Genomic DNA, 23,304 nt, shown 5'->3' on the forward strand with positions numbered 1-23,304 from the left:
GTTCTTATTCCGCCATTTCCAACTCTGAAGATTTTACTGTCTCTTGTTCAAAAGATTCAATCTCTCGCTGTTTCGCCAGTTTAGAAGCTTGTGACACGGACCACGTTAAATTCCCAAAGGCAATCACTGTCCCTACCGAGATAACTAACACCTTTTTACAAAGTATTTTCTTCAATAGCAACCTCCTGAAAATGTATTGGAATACTTCAAATATAAACCAACAATGTTAACCTAACATCAAGAAACTGTAAATGTACGGACTTATTTTTGTACTTTAGATGTAACAAAAAAGCTGATTGCATAGGCAGTCAGCTTTCATAGTTGATTCTTATTATTTATAAAACACTTTGTCGATATTGTATTTTGCATGAAGTTTGTTGATCATGTACGTTTCATAGATTTCACGTTCCATTGCGTCTTCTACAACAAGAATGTCAATTTTTTTGACTTCATTACGGTGTAACTTAATTGGAGAAACATTATCCTCGAAATGTTTTTTGACTCTTTGTCTTAATTTACGTGCTTTACCGACAAAAATCAGCTCATCATTTTCGTTATAAAACATGATGATGCCGCCTTTATCACGGGGAATTAAATGAAAATCAATGAAACCGTAAATTTCTGGGATGATCGCTTCGTCTCCCTCTATTACTTGTTTCCTTTGTTTAATGCTTATATCCGCTGCAGGGATCTCAATATTTATCATTAAAAATCACGTCCTCTATTTGTGTAAGGTAAAACTTCCAACATTGGGCCTGTTTCCCCTTTGATGGTTAATATGCACAAAACCAAAATTGCTGCGCCCTGTGTCAACGCCTGCAAATTTACGGCCCGGCTCTGCTTTATTCCTAAAGGTAAATGTTATCATAATTATGAAGGAAAAGCCATGCATGCCTTATTTGAACGTTTATAAGCGATATAGATTGCAATCATGGAAATCAGCGAAAGAACACATATATTAAAAACCTATATCACGGTCCTATGCATACTTTACCCCAACATATAAAGAAGAAGACCCGTTAAGAGTCTCCTTCTTTATCAGAAATATCCGTTACCACTTGTGAGCCTTTGCATTACTTTTTAGTTTAATGTTTGTTTGCGATTCTTGCGTATGGCCATTTACTTGAGACTTGGAACGCTTAGGTCTTGTCCAGTTATGGTGAAACTTTTGAGAATGTGGATCTAATTGATCTTTATAACTCATTCTGTATCACCTCATCAATAGGATTTGGATATTCTGTACACGTGATAGGTCATCCCTATCACATGTCCTAGTATTTGATTTTTGCAAGGCATTCATACACCACTATTATTAAAAAGTAAATTCCATGGACTTACCTTTTGAAAGGACCTTCCCTTGACTATCAATCGCATCACTTGTCATAAAGGAAATTCCCTTCACATCTTTAGCACTTAGAATGAAACCAATGTTCCCCTGCTTTGAGCCATTTCCTTCTATTTCCCCGTTCAGCTCTTCTAAGTAGATGTCATCTTCCCATGTCATATGTTTCCCACTGTCAGTTTCCAGAAAAGCAACCGGGGAGAACATAACGTTTTTATCTGAAGTATTTTTGATTTCAACATTCACTTTTACGATATCGAATTCGTCATCATGTGTGTATCCATGAAAGAAATCAATCATACTGTAATCCGGGAAGGCATGCATCACCTTTATATCTTTGATTACTACCTCAATCGGACCGACCTTCAGAGACTCATTTGCCTTATTATAGGCCTTTAATGTAAGTTCACCTTTTGCATCGGAAACCGTTTGGCCGATTTGTTTCAGGTTAATATCATCAGGAAGTTGTGGATTCGGAACATAGACATCCTTTTTCACCAATGGTTGTGCAACTTCCTCCGTTTTTTCTTTCCCTTTCTGTTCGTCAAAAGCTGGTTGAGTGTTAAGCGCACCAAATGTGGTTAATAAAAGGGCACCAATAATTAGTTTGTTCATGGAATCCCTCCCAGAATTCATTACCTTTTCTTTAATAGATCAAAGATGATCTTAGCTTGGTCCGTATTATCAACCTGGCCGGCAAAGCGCTCTTTATATGGACCGTATGCATAGACCGGTACATCTTCACCTGTATGACCGCCAGTTGTCCACGCGGTATTAGTCCGATTATCAAATATTGCTTCTATAGCGTTGTCGATGTTCGTCACATTTTTTGTTTTAGCCGCATCTGAAACCGTTTTGATTTCATCGTTAGTTAGCTTGACTTTATTTTGATCGATATATTGTTTTAAAGTCTTTTCTACATCTGCGCCTTTTACGATCGCATCAGCCATAAAGTCAGGTGTTCGTTTAGCAGCCTTAATCGGTTCACCGAACCAGTTATAAATACCCTTTGCTCCAATCGAGAATCCTCCAGTAGAGTGGTCAGCAGTCGCAACTACTAAGGTATGCTTGTCTTTCTTCGCAAATTCAATGGCGGCTTTGTATGCTTTTTCAAAGTCCTCCATTTCACTCATCGCACCTACAATGTCATTATCATGTCCAGCCCAATCGACTTGGCTTCCTTCAACCATCAAGAAGAACCCATCTTTATCTTTGTTCAAACGCTGAATGGCTGAATTTGTCATGTCTTTCAAAGAAGGAGTTTCGTTTGGACGATCAATCATTTTCGGAAGTCCTTCTGGAGCAAACAAACCAAGTACCTGTTTATTTTTATCCTTTAGCATTTGATTTTTATCGGTTACATAACTATAGCCATCTTTTTTGAAGGCTTTCGTCAAATCAATATCCGGTCGGACAAAATTGGATTTCCCACCACCTAGCAGGACGTCAATTTTATGTTTGCCATTAATTAATTCCTTATAATAATCATCTGCAATAGCATTCATGTTTTTCCGGCTTTCATCATGTGCACCAAAGGAGGCTGGTGTAGCATGAGTGATTTCCGAAGTCGCAACAAGTCCAGTCGCTTTTCCTCTTTCTTTTGCAGCTTCCAACACCGTTTTGACCTCAGATTTATCATTATCAACAGCGATTGCAGCGTTATAGGTTTTCACACCTGCAGACATCGCCGTTGCTGCTGAAGCTGAATCCGTTATGTTTTGTGCAGAATCCTCTGGGTATGTCATCTGCTGACCAACCAAGTATTTATCAAACTCTGTCCTTTCTGCCACTGAAGTAGCAGGATTATCTTTTAAATACCGGTAAGCGGAGGTATAGGAAACACCCATGCCGTCACCTATCAAGAAAATGACGTTTCTAATTTCAGGTGATTTTTGTGATTTTTCCTTTGCCAACGCATCTTCATTAGTTGCGGACCATGTTAAACTTCCAATTGCTAAGGCAGAAACGAGGGTAATAGGCAAAAATCTTTTACTCAATTTACTCTTCAAAAAAATGACCTCCCATAAATTAGTTCGTATATTTAATTAAACTATAAGGGAAGAAGATGAACCTAGTGTCAAGGAAATGTAAAAATGCAGCGGTTTAATTGTTAAGACAGGGTAAATACAAATTAGGAAAAGACGGAGTCATCGTAATATAGTTCCAGGTGGACTGCTTCAACAAACGGATGCCAGTTCTGCTACTTCAGATGAGGTTTTCCAGATGATAAGAGAAAGTACTCCACTCCAAAAAGTGACTGCCCCTGAAGAGGCAGCCGATGCTGTGTTATTCTTCACATCCCCCTGGAGCCGGGCTGTAACTGGTCAAACTTAGTTGTGGATGGCAGCTTGAATATGGGTTAACCATGGAGATGGACAATCATGTCTAAAGTAAAAAAAAGCGCTCTATTCCAGAGCGCTTTTTAATATTACTTCTCTACCTTTAAACATTCCAAAGCACGGGCTGCATTCACTCGCGCAATTTCGACTGAATCGGCGGAAGATAAAGCAACAGCTACCCTTCTACCAACCTTCGTGACCGGTTTTCCAAAGACGCGCACTTGTGTATTCGGCAAAGCCAAAGCTTGTTCAACACCAACTATAGAATATTCCGATAACTCGACTGGCGCTTTTAACGGACGGCTGGCTCCTGGAGTAATCAGCGTGATTTCTGGAATTGGAAACCCTAGAATTGCTCTTACATGCAGGGCAAACTCCGATAAATTTTGGGTAGCTAATGTCACTAGCCCTGTATCATGCGGGCGTGGAGAAACTTCACTGAAATAGACTTTATCTCCAGATAGGAAAAGTTCTACCCCAAATAATCCGTATCCTCCAAGTTCATCTGTAATGGCTTGGGCAATTCTTTTCGCCTCTACGATTTGTGCTTCTGTCATATTATGAGGTTGCCAAGATTCAATATAGTCCCCACCCTGCTGAATATGACCGATTGGAGCACAAAACATCGTTCCATTTACTGCACGAACAGTAAGGAGCGTGATTTCCGAATCAAAACGAATAAATTCTTCAATTATCACTCGTCCATTTTGAACCCGGCCGCCTTCCATCGCAATTTGCCAACATTCTTCAAGATCATCTTCCGTACGGCAGACACTTTGCCCTTTCCCTGAAGAACTCATTAGCGGTTTTACGACATTAGGAAATCCAATCTCTTTGGCAGCTTGGACAAATTCTTCATATGTATCAGCAAATTTGTAAGCAGCAGTTGGAAGCTCTAGTGTTTCAGAAGCCAACCTTCTAATTCCTTCACGATCCATTGTTAACTTAGCCGCTCTTGCTGTTGGAATGACATGAAAGCCCTCATCCTCTAATTTGATTAATTCAGATGTGGCAATAGCCTCAATTTCCGGCACAATTAAATCGGGTTGTTCTTTTTCAACAATTTCCCTAAGCTGATTCGCATCCAGCATATCGATGACATAACTTCGATGAGCAACTTGCATTGCAGGTGCCTGTTCATAGCGGTCTACGGCAACGGTCTCTACACCAAGACGCTGTGCTTCAAGAATGACCTCTTTACCTAATTCACCCGAACCTAATAATAAAATCTTTTTCGATTTATACATCCAGTCTCTCCCCCTCTATGTCTTCAAAACCATTATATACGAACTATAAATGAATAAACACAAAATTTTATTCGTCTTTTCATTTATTTTTCTCTATTAATAGCAAGTGAACGTAATAAATACAGGTTTTTTAACAAATAAAACACTTAACACAAAAACCTGTATTTAATTCACACTTGACAACTAAGATTAATATGTTTTATGCTGGTTTTATATAATAAAATATATCGGCTGACTAGTTCACTAGAGGCTCTCTATTCAACAACATGAATAGGGGGCCTTTTCGTTATTATCAAATGAGGGAGGAATTGACTTTGCAAAAAGAATTACTAAGGCCTATGTTCCCTATTATGAAGGAGAAAAAAAATACCCGCTTAGAAGAGATGGAGTACCTACATCTGCCTGATAGAAAATTTTTTCAATGGTGCCAGCAGCAATATTCGCTGAATAAAGGAGTTTACAATACGATTGATAATTGGTTTTATGAATATGGTATCATCCATATCCTTAACCGTCGGATCAACCTTTTAGCCTTCTTGGAATTTGCTACTTCTCCAGAACAGGAAGCTGGAAAGACAAAGTTCATTAAATTTGGCAATGGCGGCCTAACAAAAAAACTTCAGGAATTCATCGCTCGTTAACATGGTTAACACTAAAGAATCCCACCTCAGTGAGAAGTCAAATTCCCTTCACTAAGGTGGGTATACAGGAGTAGATGTCGAAATTTGTTCTACGATTTTTTTGTAAATGTAAGCGCTTTCTATTATAATGAACTTAGGTTGGATGGCATGCGTGGCCGTCAATGTATCTGGCGTAGGTGGGGCCGATACTAGCGCTAAAGGAGTCAAGCTTCTTTACCGTAAAACTATTAGTATACCTTTTAGGTAAGGGCTGCAATTTAAGCAATACGAATGCTGGAGAAAAATCGTTACTTTTAGGCTTAAAAACGAGTTAATCATGCAATCAATAAGGAAATTTAAACTTTACCTTATTATTGAAGCAGCCCTCATCGTTTCCGGTCTAATAGTTTATAAGACTAAAAGCTCTTCCCCTAAAGACCCGGAGTTGAGCTTTTTCACATGGACAAATTCACATATACAAACCAGCTAAAAAAATCCCCAGCGTTTTCTGATAAATCTCATCAAATTGTGTTAAAGGAAGCGGGTTTTTTCCTTTGCCGAGTTCAACGGTAAACCCCGGCCTCCGCCAATCCTGAATAAACCAATCCTTATATCCTGCATAACTATTAGCGGATTTGACTGGCTCATAACCGCTGACCCTCGCAAATTCATTGACGATCGTTTTAGACTCGGGTGGTTCCAAATCTTCAAACCCCCAATAAATGACCTCCCCTTGGGTATGAAAAGCAAGCACTCTGTCAAAATCCCGTTTTCTTGTCAAATCAGCCATCGCAATTGCCTCTGGCTGCGTTAGCGGACCTTTTCCAGAATAATTTGCTGGTCCTGGCTTCGTTACCATATTGCGAGCTTGTTCTAGCTCCCATTTGGCGGGAAACTGATCATTCAGATCGACTCCATTGATATTAGCTTTCCAGCCAGAAAAATCCTCGCTATTATTATTCCATTCCACGAGCTGTGATTTCAATGAGGCATCAGCAGGTGGTCCTTTTAGAACCAGCTCCACTCCATCAGGATTCACCATCGGAACGAGAGATAGCATCGTCTGCTGATAATAAGGGAACAGAGATAGACTGCGGATCCCAGTTTGATTCGTGATTGCCATTAAATAATCATTTAAAAAAGTCATAATCACAGGGGTCGTAATCCACTCATTTGCATGAAATGAACCATCATAGTGCACTCGTTTGTCACCATTCCCAATCAGCACTTCAGGGATCTCCCTCCCGAGAACCGAATCTCCAATCGAGGATGTTTTAATAAATGGATAGATGCTTTTCAGTCGTTTTACATCATTCATCATCGTTTGATAGTCATATTCCTGATTTCCTTGAACAAGCCTCCAAGTAATCCTTAATGGTACAGAAATCGTCTGGCCAATTTGCAAGGCATTCGCATTGAGACTAGGATTAACCAAAAATAGTGCATCCAATGGAAGATTGCGTGATTTGGCAATCGCCCATAAGGAATCCCCTTTCTTAATATGATGACCAGTCGTCGTAAAGCCCGGAAGTTTGATCTTCTGTCCTATCATGAGGGCAAGAGGATCAATCCCGCTATTGGAATCAATTATCAGTTGATAATTCACATTGAATAATTGGCTATAATGCCACAAGGAATCATTCTGCCGCACAAAAACGTCCATACTGCACCTCCGCTTATCCAAATGTATGCTGATTTGACCAAATTATTGCCAATTTTAATCCCAATAATGGGTTGTGCCAATACACAAATACAAACCGCTTTGGTTGGCAGCACTGTCACATTGGTCAAATAACCCAGCTCAATTTTCTCCACATCTAGCCGTTTAACCTTCAAATTAATACAGGCACCCATTTATAAATGGATGCCTGTTTGCTTTTTGTTAAGATTAAGAATTCATTATTTTATGCTTCTTGCTTCTTCTGGTACTGCTAAGCCTAGACCTTCAGCAACGCGTGTTCCGTATTCTGGATCAGCTTTGTAGAAATGGCCAATTTGGCGAAGTTTGATTTCTTCTAATTCGACTGGTTTCATTGCTCCCACAATAGTTTCTACAAGTCTAGTTTTTTCTTCTTCACTCAATAGACGGTATAAGTCACCTGCTTGAGTGTAGTGGTCATCACTGTTATGTCCTACTTGTGCAACTTGCCCAGTCACTTCAAATGGAGTGGTTTTATTTTCAGCTGTTTCAGCAGGGCCATCAAAGCTATTAGGTTCATAATAAACTGAACCCTTGCCATTGTCATCCGCACGCATGAAGCCATCACGTTGATAGTTGTTTGCTTCCACTTTCGGACGGTTAACCGGAAGTTGGTTGTGGTTAGAACCAACACGGTAACGGTGTGCATCACCATATGCAAATAGACGTCCTTGAAGCATTTTGTCTGGAGAAGCTTCAATTCCTGGTACGAATGTTCCTGGTGAGAACGTAGCTTGCTCTACTTCTGCAAAATAGTTTTCAGGATTCCTATTCAATTCCATCCGGCCAAGTTCGATTAACGGGTAATCTTTTTGAGACCATACTTTTGTTACATCAAATGGATCGAAACGGTAGGTATCTGCATCTTCCAAAGGCATGATTTGTACGTATAATTTCCATGCAGGGAAGTCGCCTTTTTCAATTGCATTGAAAAGATCTTCCGTATGGTAATCAGGGTTTTCACCCGCAAGTTTTGCAGCAAGATTCACATCAAGGTTTTTGATGCCTTGTTCTGTCTTAAAGTGATATTTCACCCAAACGCCTTGTCCTTCATCATTCACCCATTTAAATGTATGGCTTCCAAAACCATGTGTATGACGAAGTGTAGCCGGAATGCCTCGGTCAGACATTAGAATTGTTACTTGGTGTAAAGATTCTGGTGAATGTGACCAAAAATCCCAGACCGCAGTCGGGTTTTTCAAATGTGTTCTTGGATCTCTCTTTTGTGTATGGATGAAATCGGGGAATTTGATCGCATCGCGGATAAAGAATACAGGCGTATTGTTACCAACGATATCGTAGTTTCCTTCTTCCGTGTAGAATTTAACAGCAAATCCGCGTGGATCACGAACTGTATCAGCTGAGCCTAATTCGCCAGCTACTGTAGAAAAACGGATAAATAAATCTGTCTTCTTGCCAACACCATTAAAAAGTTTAGCTTTCGTATACTTAGAAAGGTCGTTCGTTACTTCGAAAGTACCGAATGCACCGGCACCTTTTGCATGAACTACACGTTCAGGCACACGTTCACGGTTAAAGTGCGCTAATTTTTCTAATAAGTGTACATCTTGAATGAGTACAGGGCCACGTTGCCCCGCAGTGATAGAATTTTGGTTATCTCCAACTGGTGCACCCCAGCTAGTTGTAAGGTTTTTCTTATTAGTCATAATTGAACCACCTTTTCATTATTATTTATGTATATAATGATAAGCCTTATCAGAAAAAAATCAATACTTATTTATAATAATTTTAATATAATAATTAATCCATTAGGATTATAATTGTTTATACTTTTATTTTAAATCCAGTAAAAGGAAATATCAAATTTTCAAATCGCTTTACTACAAGTTTCTTCGATTTTTCTATCCCTTTTACTGGTATTCCACTTCAATGTCACAATTCCTTCATACTGCGTGATTTTATCATTTCTATATCTAATAGGATATTAATCGAGAATGAAGATAAGTCTAAGTATTTTCCATACTTTTCTTAAGAATTGGATAAATCTAACTAACTCTCTCATTTTATAACAAACCCTAAGATTCGCATGTGACAATGTTCACTTCTATTTCCTTTTTTAAAATCACAAGTAAAAGAGCTGCCATCCTTATATAAGGAATGGCAGCTCTATTTTATGAACTAATACTTTTATTGTTTTTGTGAGATTCCGGTATCTGATCAAACACACTTTATGAAGATCGTAAAAAAACGCCACACCTAATCGATGGTAGAGCCACATTCACTAAAGTTTAGTTTAGGAAAGCTATGAATCCACCTGTTATAAAGGTCGCTATCCCCCCTATACAGTCGTCGTTTTATTGATGTTGAACTCTATTACTTTTTCTTCTATTAAACTTATCGTTCATTTTTCCTGACACTACTCCCTTCCCTGGAATTAAGCAATAAAACAATTGTGAAAATACTGGTTTGTGTTCGTATAGAAAATAAGATACTATTACGTTAAAATGACCGTCCAATAAGAGTAAGGGTGATTTATATGAATGAACGGAAACAACTTGTAGTTAAGTATGCACACCAGTTATTTATTGAAAAGGGTTATCAAGCAACGTCTATTCAGGATATTTTGGACTATAGCGGTATTTCAAAAGGGACATTTTATAACTACTTTTCTTCTAAAAGTGAACTGCTTAAAGCTGTCTTTATCTCCACCCAAGAAAAATTCGAACATGAAAGTAATGAACTATTAATCGGTCAAAATGTTGCGGATATTGAAATATTCATCAAACAATCTGAATTACAAATACACTCCAATAGAAGTAATAAACTATTTTCCTTATTTGAAGAAATAATGATTTCAAATGATACCGAACTTAAAAACTTTATTACACATGCAAAATTCAAACATATACATTGGCTATCAAAACGGTTTCTAGAAATATTCGGCGAAGAGAAAAAACCTTATATATTAGATTGTGCCATACTTTATTCAGGGATGATGCACCAAACCATTCATTTTAATGCGTTAGCTAAAGAGCCTGATTTCAACCCTACTGAAATAATTCGTTATTGTGTTGATAGGCTTAAAACTCTTTTCGATGATGTGAGCCAATCAGGAGTACAGCTTCTCGATCCTGATTATATAAAGCAATGGTTGCCAGAATGTTTCGATACGAAACAGGATTTTCACACTGCTCTCCTTCACTCTACAACCGAACTTAAAAAAGTCATCTTAAAACTTTTCCAAGATGAAGCAGAACGGGTAAAACACTTAAAATTAGTTCACTTTATCCAAGAAGAATTTCTGCAAAAAGGTGAGCCGCGCCACTTTCTCATCGAAAGTGCTCTGCTATCTTTAAACACAAATTTAAAGCTTAAAAACTCAAAAGAATTGAGTGATTTCGAAAAGATTATCGCTAGTAACTAAACTGGTTAAAGCCCCAATTATGGGGCTTTTTATTTCCTGCAAGAAAACGTATTCGAATCGTTATTTTTTTGTGACAATTCAGCAAACATATAACTGAAATTCAGAAAATTTTAGTATAATGACTAGTGTAGAATAGTGTCTTCAGGAGGAGTTTTTCATGAATATAATAATGCGATTTCTTATCAACGGGTTGATTTTACTCGTTATTGACTGGCTTCTCGACTCCATCACGATAAAATCTTATGGTACAGCCCTACTGGCGGTTTTTATATTATCAATCATGAACATGCTAGTTAAACCAATTCTTCAACTTATCGCTTTGCCGATCACTATCCTAACCTTCGGCTTGTTTTCGTTCATTATCAATGCCTTCACGTTCCAAATTACATCCTATGTTGTCAGTGGCTTTGAAATAGAATCTTTTTGGGGAGCCCTAATCGGTTCATTGTTATTAAGTTTCATCCAAAGTCTTATTATAAAAAAAGAGTAGAAAAACCGTCAGTAGAATGCTGACGGTTTTTCGTTTCCATGACTATTTCCATAACACCCTTCGATATTTCCCGGGCTATTCCCCTAAATTCCCCTATTATGTAATAGCTTTATTCGCTCATTTTTGACACCGGTTATGGTGGTGAAGGATTAGATTTCAACCCAAATTCAGAGCGAAGGAAGGAGGGAATCTGAGCATAAAGGACAGAATAAATCTTGGCTTATGTTTTGTGAACATGTCATTCCTTCTTGAACTACCCACCACTTATCGACCTTACGGTCTGATTGAAGTGGGGGATTCCTAAGAACATTAGCCTATCGGCCAATTTTTAATTAGGCTACTCCCGTAGTTCCTACGGTTAGAAGCCTTATGGCTTCATTCATTAGATTGAGTCCTGCGTTAATATCTCGATCGTGGTGAGTAGAACAAAAAGGACAATCCCATTCACGAAGATTCAGATGTTTAACGTCTTTATTTTGGTAACCGCAGCTAGAACACAATTGGCTAGAAGCAAACGTTTTAGATACGGTCACGATTTGTTTACCATACCATTTTGCTTTGTATTCCAACATTTTTTTGAATTGGTACCAAGATACTTCACAAATAGCTTTAGCTAGTTTGTGATTTTTCATCATATTCGACACTTGCAAGTCTTCCATTCCAATAACATCGTGGTTTTTGATGATTTCGGTAGAAACTTTATGTAAGTAATCCATTCGGGCATTTGAAATTTTTTCGTGTAGGATAGCCACTTTTCGTTTTTGTTTTTGATAGTTTTTAGCTTCAGCCAATGGTTTATTTTGATTCAAGGCTATTTCTTGTCGCCTTGAAAGAATCCGTTGTGCTTTGGCCAATTTCTTTTCGACCGTCCGGAAGAATTTTGGATTTTGATAGACCGTACCATCTGAAAGAATAGCAAAGTTCTTCAAACCAACATCTACACCGCACGAACGATTATTTTTAGGAAGTACTTGTACATTGGTTTCCGCTAAAACGGAAATGAAATATTTACCCGAAGGGTTCCGCCTGATTGTGGCATTGATGATTCGCCCTTCGACTTCGCGGCTTTTAGCAAAACGAACTAGACCGAGTTTTGGCAATTTGATTTTGTTTCCAATCATTCCGATATTTCCATTCGTATGTTTAGTCGTGTAGGACTGGATAGGATTCTTTTTCGATTTGAAGCGTGGTGACTTGTTTTGCTTTTTATAATATCGACTATAGGAATCTGCTAAATTTTCCACCGATTTCTGTAAGGCAATACTGTCTACTTCTTTCAGGAAAGAATACTCTTTCTTTAAAGCTGGAAGTTCTTTGATTGTTGCGTATTTATTCAGAAAAGAACCTTTCCATTCATTAGAGGGTAATTGGCCGTTCTGCTTCATTTCTTCACAAATATACCAGTAGGCATCTTTCTCCTTTTGTTTGCCTAAAAAGAAGTTAAAGACAAAACGGGAGCAGCCGATCGTTTTATTGATTAGAACTAGTTGTTCTTTAGTTGGATAGATTCGAAATTTATAAGCTTTGTTTACGACCATTGGTTTCACCCCCTTATAGTTATAATTAACTATCGAACGTATGTTTGTCAAAAAATAACTTTGGCTTATTCCAACCGCCATTCATCTCCCCCTTACCGTTGGGCTCTCGCCCTTCACACGCTTGAAGAGGGAGTCTTCTGGCGGGAAATGATAAATCGATTCACTCCCATTTCCATCGAAATCGGTATGTACGGTTATACTTATGGATAAAAGGCTCTTCTTCCTTGTTACTGAGTGAATATTTCACCCATCCTGGCTTAAAAGATGTATCTGCCATGGTTTCAGTGGGTGACAGAACCGGGGTTGGCTCCTACCATGACTCTGCCAGCTGAAAATCAGGGTCTTCGCTAAAGAACACCCTGCACGAAATCATCGATGACCCTACAGAAATATCGAAAGGACTACTACAGTACGACTTTCGATAAGAGCTTAATTCACTATGTAGATTCACTTTTTTCGTGTTACTTTTTCCGCATCTTCAAATTACTTATCGGTGAAAACGGTAAATTTTACGTTTACAAATCTATAAAAATAGATATAATGATTTATATGGAACCTTCATTAATTTATAAAGCTTTATCAAACGATACACGTCGTCAAATTTTGCAATGGCTAAAAAATCCAGAGAAGTTCTTTAATGAAAAGCCTTATTTTCAACAAGGTCTAAATTTTAAAGTTGGTGTATGTGTGGGAGATATTCAGGTTAAATCGGGGCTTGCACAATCTGTCATCTCTAGTTATTTGTTAACAATGCAAAAAGCTGGGCTGTTGGAATCTGAGCGAATCGGAAAGTGGACCTATTATCGTCGGAATGAAAAAACAATACATGAATTTTCCGAGTACATTCAAAAAGAACTATAAAATAAACGTAAAGGAGGTCATTCTTTTTTTGTTTTTACATATCTAGATATACAGATATATAATTTTATAAATGTTTTATATCTATATATATATTTAAGAAATATACAATAGGAATGGAGATTTGTATTAATGAAAAAAGTTAACCCTTTGCTTATTATTATGTTGGCTCTAGGCGTATTCGGCATTATTACAACTGAAATGGGTATTGTGGGAGTTCTACCCCAGATAACTCAAAAATTTAATATAACAACTTCACAAGCCGGATTACTTGTAAGTATATTTGCTTTAATCGTTGCCATTTCAGGTCCATTCTTGACATTACTCACTTCTGGAATTAATCGTAAAGTAATTCTATTAACCTCAGTGTTTATGTTCACGATTTCAAATATTATTTATGCATGTACAACGAAATTTGATATCATGCTAGTTTTCCGTATTCTACCCGCTATTTTTCATCCTGTCTTTTTTTCGATAGCCCTTGTGACTGCTGCCAAACTTGTTCCTCCGGAAAAAAGTAACCAAGCAGTTACAAAGGTTTTTGCCGGAATTACTTTCGGATTTGCATTTGGCGTACCTTTAACTTCTTATTTCGCGGAACAGTTTTCGTTAGAAACTGCTTTCCTATTTGGGGCTGTTGTAAATGCGATTGCTTTTGTAGGAATTTTAATGTGGCTTCCTTCCATGCCTAATGAGGAAAAAATGTCTTATGGAAAGCAGCTTGGAATATTACGTAAACCGGGATTATGGTTAAACATCGCAGCCGTTATGTTTATCTTTGCAGCGATGTTTTCTGTGTACAGCTACTTTGCCGAATATTTTGGACAATTAACACATATGAATGGTTCTTTGATTAGTGTAATGTTGATGGCGTTTGGTCTAATCATGATTTTTGGGAACTTTTTGTTTGGTGGATTCTTGCAAAAAAGCATAACTAAGACCGTAATAATGTTTCCCCTTCTATATATAGTAATTTATTTATTCACTTATTATTTGGGCTCTTATTTAATTCCGATGATCCTAATGGTTTTCATTTGGGGAATAGTGCATTCTGGTGGTCTAATTGTCAGTCAAACATGGTTGACAACTGAAGCGAAGGAAGCACCTGAATTCGGCAACAGCTTGTTTGTCTCATTTTCCAATCTTGGAATTACTTTGGGGGCATCTATTGGTGGTTGGTTTATTTCTCACTTGGGAATACATCAACTCATCTGGAGCGGAATTATGTTTGCATTGCTAGCTTTCTTATTGATTATGATAAAAATTAATATTTTCAGTTCAAACGTAGAAGGAGCTAACGTAGCTTAGGTTCGTGAATTGAATGAACAGCGAAATTGCCCGAATACTGTTTTATATGGCCGTTCATTACGGTGATAGTGGTGAAATTAATTTAGATCTAAATAATCAAGTGAACTACCGCACCAATCCTTATCATAGAAAGTTGAAGGTCCTGCCGGAATGGAACGAACAGGCCCCAGTAGATACCTTTGAACGTAATCGAAATGCAGCCATTTATAATAAATATCAGCATAATCGCAACCCATTCATTGATCATCAGGAATGGGCCTCATCCATCTGGCAGTAAGAGGAAAGAGCTGTCCTGTTTTTCAGGGCAGCTCTTCCCTCTTGTAAAGTCTAAATTTTTAGAAAAATCACATAATTATACTTTCTTCGAATAGCAATCTATTTAAATATTATAAAAATTTCAACTTTTTTTATATAGCTAATACCTTTTATAGTAAGCGTTTTCATTTTTTTACTTTACAAATTTTCTATTAAAATATATTATTTAGTTGTAATATTATGTGAAAAATCAATAAATAATATTGATTAGCCTCTACTAGTGATAAAATGCTAGAAAGAGAAAATTACACTCCAACAAAGAAAAGGGGAAAATTATGCAAAACTCCAAAGATTCTCAACTACATAGAGGATTGGAAGAAAGACACATCGCATTAATGTCTCTTGGCGCAGCCATTGGAGTCGGTTTATTTCTCGGCTCGGCATCTGCGATTAAATTAGCCGGCCCAGCTATTATTATTTCGTATGCAATTGGCGGGCTTATGATCTATCTTATCATGCGGGCACTAGGGGAAATGGCGATAAAAAATCCAGTCGCAGGCTCTTTTAGTCGCTATGCAAGCGAATATGTCGGCCCTCTTGCCGGATATATAACCGGTTGGAATTACTGGTTCGTTTGGATTGCCACCTGTATGGCTGAAATTACAGCAGTCGGAATTTATATGCAGTTTTGGTTTCCAGGGACCCCACAATGGGCTTGGGCATTAGCGGCTCTTGCCATTATGACAACGATTAACTTTCTTGCTGTAAAGGCTTATGGTGAATTGGAGTTTTGGTTTGCCTTAATTAAAATTGTTACGATTATTCTAATGATTGTTCTTGGGTTTGGAATGATTCTCTTTGGACTCGGAAACGGTGGAATCGCAGTCGGATTCGGCAACCTTGTAGAAAATGGCGGTTTTTTCCCTAATGGAATTTCTGGTGTCATCCTCTCTTTCCAAATGGTCATGTTCGCTTATTTGGGAATTGAAATGCTCGGAGTAACCGCAGGTGAAGTCAAAAATCCTGAAAAATCTTTAAAAAGAGCCATCGATACCGTCTTTTATCGAATTTTACTTTTTTACGTTTTAGCTTTAACTGTCATTTTATCGATTACTCCATGGGATCAAATGAATGGAAAAGACAGCCCATTCGTTATGATGTTTGATAAAATTGGTATACCAGGTGCAGCAGGAATCATTCAGTTTGTCGTACTGACAGCCGCCCTTTCATCTTGTAACAGCGGAATCTTTAGTACAGGCAGAATGTTGTTTAACCTAGCACAGCAAGGGGAATCACCTAAAAGCTTCCAACGCACAACAAAGACAGGCGTTCCAGGTGTTGCCATTATTGTTTCGGCTGTCGTGCTTCTTTTCGGCGTCTACCTTAACTATATGGAAGCGGATAAGGTGTTCGGTTACGTAACAAGTGTTGCTACATTCGGTGCCCTCTGGACATGGGGAACCATTCTGGTCACACAGATTATCTCAAGAAAGAAAATGAGTCCTGGAGAAAAACAAGGCTTAACGTATAAGATGCCGTTATTCCCACTCACTTCTTATTTCGCTCTTGCTTTTCTAGTATTTGTAATGGTCATACTCGGCTTTTCAGCAGATACCAGAATCGCCTTGATCGTCGGTCCTATTTGGATCATATTGCTTGTAGTCTTGTATTATGCATCCGGTTTGCATAAGAGAAAATAATAAATAGATACAGGGTGTCCTATCAACTTGGACACCCTTTTTTTATGATTTATATTTATCCTTTTCTCCTTCTTTTTAGCGTCCAATAAATTACAGCACCCACTACGCCTAAAATAATGAGGACCGGCAAGTTTCCTATAATAAAAACAATCAGTCCTGAAACTGCTTTAAGTAAAAAATTCGCGCTCGTTGCGAATTGCTTCTTCGTTCTCTCCCATGTATTCAATTTTTTATTATCAATACCTGGAACAATAATATGGTCTTGCGATAAAGATATTGTTACCGTTGAAAACGAGGTTTGGTTTTCAAGATACTTTATTTGCCCAACTAGCAGCTCTATCTCCTCTTGGACAGTGGCAAGATCGGATGATATTTTCAGCAAATCTTCCGTTTTCTTAGCATCCTTCATGAATGCAAGTAACCTCTCTTCTACAGCCCGCTTTGATTTCAGTCTTGCCTTTAAATCTACATACTGCTCTGTTACATCCTGGCCTGTCACATTTCTTTCGACCACTTCTGAAGCCTGCCCCTCGGTATCAACAAGAAAATCCTGAAAACGAGCTTCCGGAATCCGTACTGTAATCGAACCTTCTACCATCTCTTCATCTTCCCTGTATACATTCGACTCTACAACATAGCCGCCGTATTCGTTCGCCTTTCTTTCAATCTTCATTTGTGTTTTTTCAAGATTTTTCACTTTCAACTGAAGCTGTGCTTGATGGATGACCATTCTTTCATTTGTTGCCGCTTCTTTTTCCGCCTGCTTATCAGAAGCCTGTTCTCCAGATAAGGAGGCGTCCATTTTACTTTCCACTTTTCCTTCCTGTGACTTCGACAAGGATTCTTCTTTATCATTACTACTGCAAGCCCCCAATAAAAGAAACAAGCTGAAAATAAGTATCACTTTTTTTCGAGTCATCGGTATTCCTCCTTCTCTTAACATTACCGACGAGTAATTTGGAAGAAAGTTACACTTCAATGATAAAATGTACTGGTATACAAACATCTAAATTATGTATAAAGATGGTGGATAGTATATTGACTATAGAAAATTAGCTAAAAGAGTATTAGTTCCGATTTTCAGAGGCTCAATTGTGGACGTATTAGCCACAAGAAATTCTAAAGAAATTTGAAAGCGTTGATATATCAAAGCTTTCTATAAAGCAAGAGTTTATTCTAACAATACAAAGGTAACAATAGTAATATAATCAGCGATGGGAAGTCGGGATATAGTGGAAAATTTCAAAATTAGTGCTCGACAATTTGCAATTTTAGTTATTTTATTTTCTATAGGTACGACCATCTTGGTGATTCCTGGAGTTATGGCTCAAGAGGTAAAACAAGATGCTTGGATTGCAGCTGTAATCGGTACAGGCATAGGTTTATTGCTGGTGACTTTATATATCGCTGTAGGCAGGATGTTCCCCACTAAGACGCTTGTTGAAATCAATGAGACACTTTTGGGCAAATGGTTAGGTAAGGCGGTCTCACTTACGTTTATTTTATTTACACTTTACTCCACGGTACAACTATTGTTTTATGTTGGGAGTTTCTTAACTACACAGATTATGCCTGATACACCAATTGAAGCGATCAATATTCTTTTCGCATGCATCTTAATTATGGGAATTCGCCTTGGTCTTGAACCGTTGGCTCGTTCTGCAGAATTGTTATTTCCTATCTTTGCTTTTTTATTCATAGTTCTAGTGGCCTCAATATTTTTACCTCCTGTTCAATTTAAGTTTGAAAATATACAACCCGTATTTGAAACAGGAATAAAACCGATGATTCATGCTGTTTTTCTTTTTACAAGTATTTTTTCTTTGCCATTGATTGTTTTATTAATGATTTTTCCTGTTTCAGTGAATCAACCAAAAGCAGCTGAAAAAAAATTTTTTATCGGAATACTAATCGGCGGAATCTGTTTAATCATCATTATCGCTTTAACTATTCTTGTTTTAGGCGCAGATAGTAGTGCCAGACAAACGTATCCAAGTTATCTTTTGGCCAGAAAACTAAACGTTGGCGATTTTCTTCAAAGGATTGAAGCAATAATGGCTATCATGTGGATTATCACGATTTATTATAAAATGACTTTGTACTTTTACGCTACAGTTATAGGTCTTGCACAAACATTGAATATGAAGGATTATCGGCCACTTACGCTACCTTTTGGGATGATCTTAGTTTCGCTTTCCTTTCTTATACATCCCAATGTGGTCCATTCAGCCACATTTGATAAAGAAATTTTTCCCCTATACGCTTCGACGTACGGACTTGTACTTCCTATTCTCTTATTAGCAATCAATGTATTTCGAAAAAAAATACATCAAAAATAAAAAAAGATCCTTTGAATACTCCCGAATTTCAGAGTATAGATAATTTACATAAAACCCACACTAAGAAAATTTATTTAATCGTCATTCTGCTTTTTTTCAGGATTTTGAATAGGAAGGGTTTAGGGACTAAAAGCATTCATTTTAACCATCAATTTCGAACAATATGTCCCCCAAATGGTCGTTTATAGAACACCTGATCATATACCAACGATTGGTAAACTGTATCGCTATGACCCATTTTTAAACGTATCTCGGCTGAACCCCTATAAATAAATAGAGCGAAAGGAGTCTCGTCTATGAAACGGAGCTACACCATGTTTATCATACTAATCGTATTCCTGTTATTCACTACGGGTTGCTGGAACCGTCGTGAATTAAATGAACTGGCTATTACGCTGGCCATAGGACTAGATCGTACAAAGGATGGTCAATATCTTGTAACGGCCCAAGTAGTAAATCCAGGAGAATTAGCTACGGGAAAAGGCGGTGGAGGTTCCGGCGGGTCACCGACAATCATCTATCAGGCAAAAGGGGAAACTGTTTTTGAGGCTATCCGAAAAATGACCAAGGAATCCCCAAGAAAAATATATCCCTCACATCTTCGAGTCCTCGTGATTAGTGAGTCATTAGCAAAAAAAGGAATTGGGAAACCGTTAGATCTTCTCTCAAGGGACTGGGAACTCCGATCCGATTTTTATATCGTCGTAGCTAAGGGAATGAAAGCAGCAGAGATCCTGAAGGTGCCCACGTCTTTAGAAAAAATACCTGCAAATCAAATATTTGATACCCTGAAAGTCTCAGCAACTGCATGGTCAGCGACAAGTTTCGAGAGTTTAGACGAACTGATTGCGGATATTGTAAGTGAAGGAAAACAACCGGTGTTAACAGGAATCCAAGCAGATATAAAAGGTGATGAAGAAACTTCTTTAAGCAAACAGAATGTAGAAATGATTGATCCCCCTGCTCGTTTGAGGTATAAAGGACTAGCGGTATTTAATGATGATAAATTAGTTGGCTGGTTAAATGAGAAACAAAGCAAAACGTATACTGTCATTACAAATAAGGAGAAAAGTACAGTTGTGAATATATCGTGTCCAAAAGGCGGAAAAGCTGTGTATGAAGTGAAAAAGTCAAGCACGAAAATAAAGGGTAAGATAAAGAATGGAAAACCTGAGATAGATCTAAATATTCGTGTGGAAGGCAATTTAGGCGAAGTAGAATGCCATATCGATTTGACAAAACCAGAAACGATTGAAAAATTAGAGAAAATTTATGAAAAAGAAGCGAAGAAATTTTTCATGAATTCAATAAAACAGGTACAGAAAAATGAGAGAGTAGACATTTTTGGATTTGGTGAGGCGATTCATAGAGCTGATCCTGAAGCCTGGAAAAAACTCAAAAAAGATTGGGATAAACATTTTGAGAACTTGCCTGTAAATATAGAGGTACAAGGAGAAATCCGAAACGTAGGTACAGTTGGTAATTCCTTTATAGAGAAGATAAAGTAATTAGTTTGTTTTATCAAGAATCAAGAAATGGGGTTACGTTGTGTTTCATGATATCCTTTTATTAAATGGAATCTATTTGCACATGGCCCCTCATTTTGCAAATGATTGCTGTACCCCTATTTGTGATACCCACACAAAAGCATAAACCAAGTTATCTAAAGTGTACTCTTTTAAAATTAATCAGATTTTCCAGTCATCATATTAGCAGATTCATTTCAAAAAGAAAAGGAACTGTCGCCAGCTCCTGATGTGAATGAAGGCCTCATTTCTCCGACATACACTGATTAAGTTCTTTTAACCATTCGTTATTAAATTGACTCTTTTTTAATTCATGTATACGCTAGGAGCGACATGAGGATCATTTTCCGCCAATGAGTGCGCTTCTTCAATTTTCACTGCAATATAGACAACTAAACCGCCTAAACTATCCGCGAAAAGTCTGCTTTCAAAAACTTTCCCTTTCTGATCACGTTCGTCTAAATACTCGATATGAAGTGGACACACTTCCTTATTTTTCAACTATCAACCATATGTAAAAATGCCCGTTCTAAGCATTTTTTGCATATTCTCATTTTCACTTTAATAATTTCTCAATCATGTCGGAAAGCGGTTTATAAATTGCTGTAATCCAATCTAGTGGATTGGGAATCTTGATATTCAGTGCCTGGGAAATGCTTAACGCGGTTCCGAATAGTAGAAGAACGGAAAATATCCATAGTTCCTTTTTTAATTTTTTCCTCAACAGACTAGGAACATCAATAGCGATAATTATAGCGACGATGACAAGGATTACTGTAACAGCCAACAAATTCTACTACTCCTTTCTCTTTTTGCTTTATAACAGAATGGGATACTGTACCGTCAAATCTTTGTATCTACCCAGACAAGTCAAAATTGTTTATTCCAATCCTTCTTATACCTTTTTGGTAGCTTAGAATCGCCATGTTAAATGGCTTTATCCAACTAAATAAAAGCGTTTTGTGTATTTTGATACCATTTTGATAACTTTGTTGTCAATCTCACACTTTATCCCGCGGCGGTTTCGGTGCCGAGGTATGCTCGCGTTTATTGTTTTTCTGGCTGATTAAACGGGGGCGAGCAAACATCCCCCATCTCGGTACCCGAATAAGCGTATCCTTCATATCTTCACCGATAAAAGGAGCAAAAGGACTCATATAGGGAACCCCATAGGAACGCAAGCTGCACAAGTGAAGAACAAGTGCAATGACCCCAACGATTATCCCGAATAAGCCAAAAGAAGCGGCAAGCGCCATCATCGGGAAACGGAGCATTCTAATCGACATAGAAATGGTAAAAGACGGAAGAACGAAGCTTGAAATAGCCGTGATTGCAACAACGATTACCATGGCGGCCGATACGATTCCAGCCTCTACTGCCGCTGTTCCAATCACCAGTGTCCCTACAATAGATATAGCTTGTCCTATAGCTTTTGGCATTCGTAAACTAGCTTCCCGCAAGATTTCAAACGCAACTTCCATCATAAGAGCTTCAATGAATGCAGGAAAGGGAACCCCTTCACGTTGAGCAGATAGACTGATCAGAAGTCTAGTTGGTAACATTTCCTGATGAAACGTGGTGATAGCGATATATAGGGATGGTCCTAGTAGAGCAATAATAATAGTAAAAAAACGAAGCAAACGAATAAGGGTGGCAATGTCTGCACGCTGATAATAATCTTCCGCGGATTGTATAAAGGAGACGAACAGTGCCGGGACGACTAGAACAATCGGTGTTCCGTCCACTAGTATGGCGACTTTCCCTTCCAACAGCTCGGCGGCAATCACATCAGGGCGTTCAGAATAATACATAGTCGGAAAAGGGGTGTGCGTTTCATCTTGAATCAATTCCTCAATATAACCACTTTCTAGGATTCCATCGATATCGATTCGATCCAGACGATTATGCACTTCTTCGACGACTTTGTTATTCACGATTCCATCAATGTACATGATCGCTACATCGGTTTTGGTCAAATTTCCAATTTTTTTCGATTCTAACCAAAGTCGGGGGGTTTTTATTTTTCGTCGAATTAATGACGTATTGGTACGCAAGTTCTCCGTAAAACCTTCCTTTGGTCCCCGAACGACGGTTTCCGTGGTGGATTCCATTACACCACGGTCTTTTCCACCACGCATACCGATTGTAAAACCTTGTGCATATCCATCCAATAAAAGAATAACATCCCCTGATAACAGGGAAGTAAATAAAGAACTGAATTCCGTAACATCCTGTATGTCTCCAACCGCAAGGATACGGCCTTTCAATACTTGTAAAACATTTTGTTGATACGATATCATTTGCTCCTGATCGGGATTGATATCTAACATAAGTGATTCCATGATAAAGTTCTGAATGGAACTAGTGTCCACCAATCCATCCGTATAAAAAATACAGGCTTTAAAGATTCCCTCTTTGCCAATTTGTATTTCTCTAATCACGATATCTTCGCTATTTCCAAGCTGCTGCTTTACATGTTGAATGTTTCCTTCGAGACTTGTTTTTAACAAGTCTTTGTTCGTTTCCTTATTCTTATCGTCTTGCTTGAATGAGGAGAGGTTAATGCTGTTTTTTCTTTGTTTCTTAAATAAACTCATACATTTTATCCCCCTCTCAGTCTTTTTCTTTTTCAGAAGGTAGAGTTATTAGATTTCTTCC

Annotated in this window: 22 protein-coding genes and 2 pseudogenes; 10 read left to right on the plus strand and 14 right to left on the minus strand. The window is 38.0% G+C overall.

Annotated features, from left to right (window positions below):
• Nucleotides 1–4: 4 nt before the first annotated feature.
• From NST21_RS25210 to NST21_RS25230, 5 genes are all read right to left on the minus strand, one after another.
• Nucleotides 5–175 carry a hypothetical protein gene (locus NST21_RS25210; protein WP_161804980.1) on the minus strand — a complete coding sequence of 57 codons (171 nt, stop codon included), beginning with the start codon at nucleotides 173–175 and terminating at the stop codon, nucleotides 5–7.
• A gap of 156 nt (nucleotides 176–331) precedes the next feature.
• A complete protein-coding gene (locus NST21_RS25215; RefSeq protein WP_053348790.1) occupies nucleotides 332–706 on the minus strand; it encodes a nucleotide excision repair endonuclease in 375 nt (124 codons plus the stop codon).
• Between the two features lie 345 nt (nucleotides 707–1,051).
• Complete coding sequence (locus tag NST21_RS25220; protein WP_201187107.1) at nucleotides 1,052–1,204, minus strand: YpzG family protein; 153 nt, start codon at nucleotides 1,202–1,204, stop codon at nucleotides 1,052–1,054.
• Between the two features lie 108 nt (nucleotides 1,205–1,312).
• Entirely contained in the window at nucleotides 1,313–1,957 is a 645-nt protein-coding gene (locus NST21_RS25225) for a DUF4352 domain-containing protein (RefSeq protein WP_157443873.1), read from the minus strand.
• Nucleotides 1,958–1,977: 20 nt separating this feature from the next.
• Nucleotides 1,978–3,351, minus strand: a complete 1,374-nt coding sequence (locus NST21_RS25230; protein ID WP_057219221.1) for an alkaline phosphatase — start codon at nucleotides 3,349–3,351, stop codon at nucleotides 1,978–1,980.
• A gap of 145 nt (nucleotides 3,352–3,496) precedes the next feature.
• On the opposite strand from NST21_RS25230, the pseudogene NST21_RS25235 reads away from it, so the two are divergent.
• Nucleotides 3,497–3,705 (plus strand): annotated as a pseudogene (locus NST21_RS25235) (SDR family oxidoreductase); the annotation flags it as partial.
• Nucleotides 3,706–3,770: 65 nt separating this feature from the next.
• On the opposite strand, the gene purT reads toward NST21_RS25235, so the two are convergent.
• Nucleotides 3,771–4,928, minus strand: coding sequence for a phosphoribosylglycinamide formyltransferase 2 (gene purT, locus NST21_RS25240; RefSeq protein WP_340891981.1), 1,158 nt, complete (start codon nucleotides 4,926–4,928; stop codon nucleotides 3,771–3,773).
• Nucleotides 4,929–5,242: 314 nt separating this feature from the next.
• On the opposite strand from purT, the gene NST21_RS25245 reads away from it, so the two are divergent.
• On the plus strand, nucleotides 5,243–5,569 hold the full coding sequence (locus tag NST21_RS25245) for a hypothetical protein (protein WP_235566018.1): 327 nt from the start codon (nucleotides 5,243–5,245) through the stop codon (nucleotides 5,567–5,569).
• A gap of 448 nt (nucleotides 5,570–6,017) precedes the next feature.
• Here NST21_RS25245 and NST21_RS25250 read toward each other — a convergent pair whose 3' ends face one another.
• From NST21_RS25250 to katA, 3 genes are all read right to left on the minus strand, one after another.
• Nucleotides 6,018–7,211, minus strand: coding sequence for a M14 family metallopeptidase (locus tag NST21_RS25250; RefSeq protein WP_340891982.1), 1,194 nt, complete (start codon nucleotides 7,209–7,211; stop codon nucleotides 6,018–6,020).
• On the minus strand, nucleotides 7,151–7,384 hold the full coding sequence (locus NST21_RS25255) for a hypothetical protein (RefSeq protein WP_340891983.1): 234 nt from the start codon (nucleotides 7,382–7,384) through the stop codon (nucleotides 7,151–7,153). The genes NST21_RS25250 and NST21_RS25255 overlap by 61 nt, the downstream gene beginning before the upstream one ends.
• 63 nt (nucleotides 7,385–7,447) lie before the next feature.
• Nucleotides 7,448–8,914 carry a catalase KatA gene (gene katA / locus NST21_RS25260; protein WP_340891984.1) on the minus strand — a complete coding sequence of 489 codons (1,467 nt, stop codon included), beginning with the start codon at nucleotides 8,912–8,914 and terminating at the stop codon, nucleotides 7,448–7,450.
• An 830-nt stretch (nucleotides 8,915–9,744) separates the two neighbouring features.
• Between katA and NST21_RS25265 the strand changes: the two genes are divergently transcribed.
• Both NST21_RS25265 and NST21_RS25270 read left to right on the plus strand, forming a co-directional pair.
• Entirely contained in the window at nucleotides 9,745–10,632 is an 888-nt protein-coding gene (locus NST21_RS25265) for a TetR/AcrR family transcriptional regulator (protein WP_056523075.1), read from the plus strand.
• Between the two features lie 157 nt (nucleotides 10,633–10,789).
• Nucleotides 10,790–11,122 carry a phage holin family protein gene (locus NST21_RS25270; protein ID WP_053348783.1) on the plus strand — a complete coding sequence of 111 codons (333 nt, stop codon included), beginning with the start codon at nucleotides 10,790–10,792 and terminating at the stop codon, nucleotides 11,120–11,122.
• Between the two features lie 332 nt (nucleotides 11,123–11,454).
• Here the strand turns inward: NST21_RS25270 and tnpB are convergent, their stop codons facing one another.
• Entirely contained in the window at nucleotides 11,455–12,660 is a 1,206-nt protein-coding gene (tnpB, locus tag NST21_RS25275) for an IS200/IS605 family element RNA-guided endonuclease TnpB (RefSeq protein WP_340891985.1), read from the minus strand.
• A 549-nt stretch (nucleotides 12,661–13,209) separates the two neighbouring features.
• Between tnpB and NST21_RS25280 the strand changes: the two genes are divergently transcribed.
• From NST21_RS25280 to NST21_RS25295, 4 genes and pseudogenes are all read left to right on the plus strand, one after another.
• Nucleotides 13,210–13,521: an ArsR/SmtB family transcription factor gene (locus NST21_RS25280; RefSeq protein WP_340891987.1), complete on the plus strand. Its 312-nt coding sequence runs from the start codon at nucleotides 13,210–13,212 to the stop codon at nucleotides 13,519–13,521.
• A 129-nt stretch (nucleotides 13,522–13,650) separates the two neighbouring features.
• Nucleotides 13,651–14,826 (plus strand): MFS transporter, encoded by a 1,176-nt coding sequence (locus NST21_RS25285; RefSeq protein WP_340891988.1) that lies wholly within the window; start codon nucleotides 13,651–13,653, stop codon nucleotides 14,824–14,826.
• A 13-nt stretch (nucleotides 14,827–14,839) separates the two neighbouring features.
• Nucleotides 14,840–15,103, plus strand: a pseudogene (locus tag NST21_RS25290) (endonuclease); the annotation flags it as partial.
• Between the two features lie 313 nt (nucleotides 15,104–15,416).
• Nucleotides 15,417–16,781 carry an amino acid permease gene (locus tag NST21_RS25295; protein ID WP_098178128.1) on the plus strand — a complete coding sequence of 455 codons (1,365 nt, stop codon included), beginning with the start codon at nucleotides 15,417–15,419 and terminating at the stop codon, nucleotides 16,779–16,781.
• Between the two features lie 55 nt (nucleotides 16,782–16,836).
• Here NST21_RS25295 and NST21_RS25300 read toward each other — a convergent pair whose 3' ends face one another.
• A complete protein-coding gene (locus NST21_RS25300) occupies nucleotides 16,837–17,700 on the minus strand; it encodes a DUF4349 domain-containing protein (RefSeq protein ID WP_340891990.1) in 864 nt (287 codons plus the stop codon).
• 313 nt (nucleotides 17,701–18,013) lie between these two features.
• Between NST21_RS25300 and NST21_RS25305 the strand changes: the two genes are divergently transcribed.
• On the plus strand, nucleotides 18,014–19,120 hold the full coding sequence (locus NST21_RS25305; RefSeq protein WP_340891991.1) for a GerAB/ArcD/ProY family transporter: 1,107 nt from the start codon (nucleotides 18,014–18,016) through the stop codon (nucleotides 19,118–19,120).
• A gap of 296 nt (nucleotides 19,121–19,416) precedes the next feature.
• A complete protein-coding gene (locus NST21_RS25310) occupies nucleotides 19,417–20,628 on the plus strand; it encodes a Ger(x)C family spore germination protein (RefSeq protein WP_340891992.1) in 1,212 nt (403 codons plus the stop codon).
• A gap of 324 nt (nucleotides 20,629–20,952) precedes the next feature.
• Here NST21_RS25310 and NST21_RS25315 read toward each other — a convergent pair whose 3' ends face one another.
• From NST21_RS25315 to NST21_RS25325, 3 genes are all read right to left on the minus strand, one after another.
• Nucleotides 20,953–21,132, minus strand: a complete 180-nt coding sequence (locus tag NST21_RS25315; protein ID WP_340892665.1) for a hypothetical protein — start codon at nucleotides 21,130–21,132, stop codon at nucleotides 20,953–20,955.
• 70 nt (nucleotides 21,133–21,202) lie between these two features.
• On the minus strand, nucleotides 21,203–21,436 hold the full coding sequence (locus tag NST21_RS25320) for a hypothetical protein (RefSeq protein WP_053348776.1): 234 nt from the start codon (nucleotides 21,434–21,436) through the stop codon (nucleotides 21,203–21,205).
• Between the two features lie 211 nt (nucleotides 21,437–21,647).
• Entirely contained in the window at nucleotides 21,648–23,243 is a 1,596-nt protein-coding gene (locus tag NST21_RS25325; RefSeq protein ID WP_340891993.1) for a spore germination protein, read from the minus strand.
• Between the last annotated feature and the right edge of the window lie 61 nt (nucleotides 23,244–23,304).

This window comes from Peribacillus sp. FSL K6-1552, assembly GCF_038005205.1.
Classification (GTDB): Bacteria; Bacillota; Bacilli; order Bacillales; family DSM-1321; genus Peribacillus; species Peribacillus butanolivorans.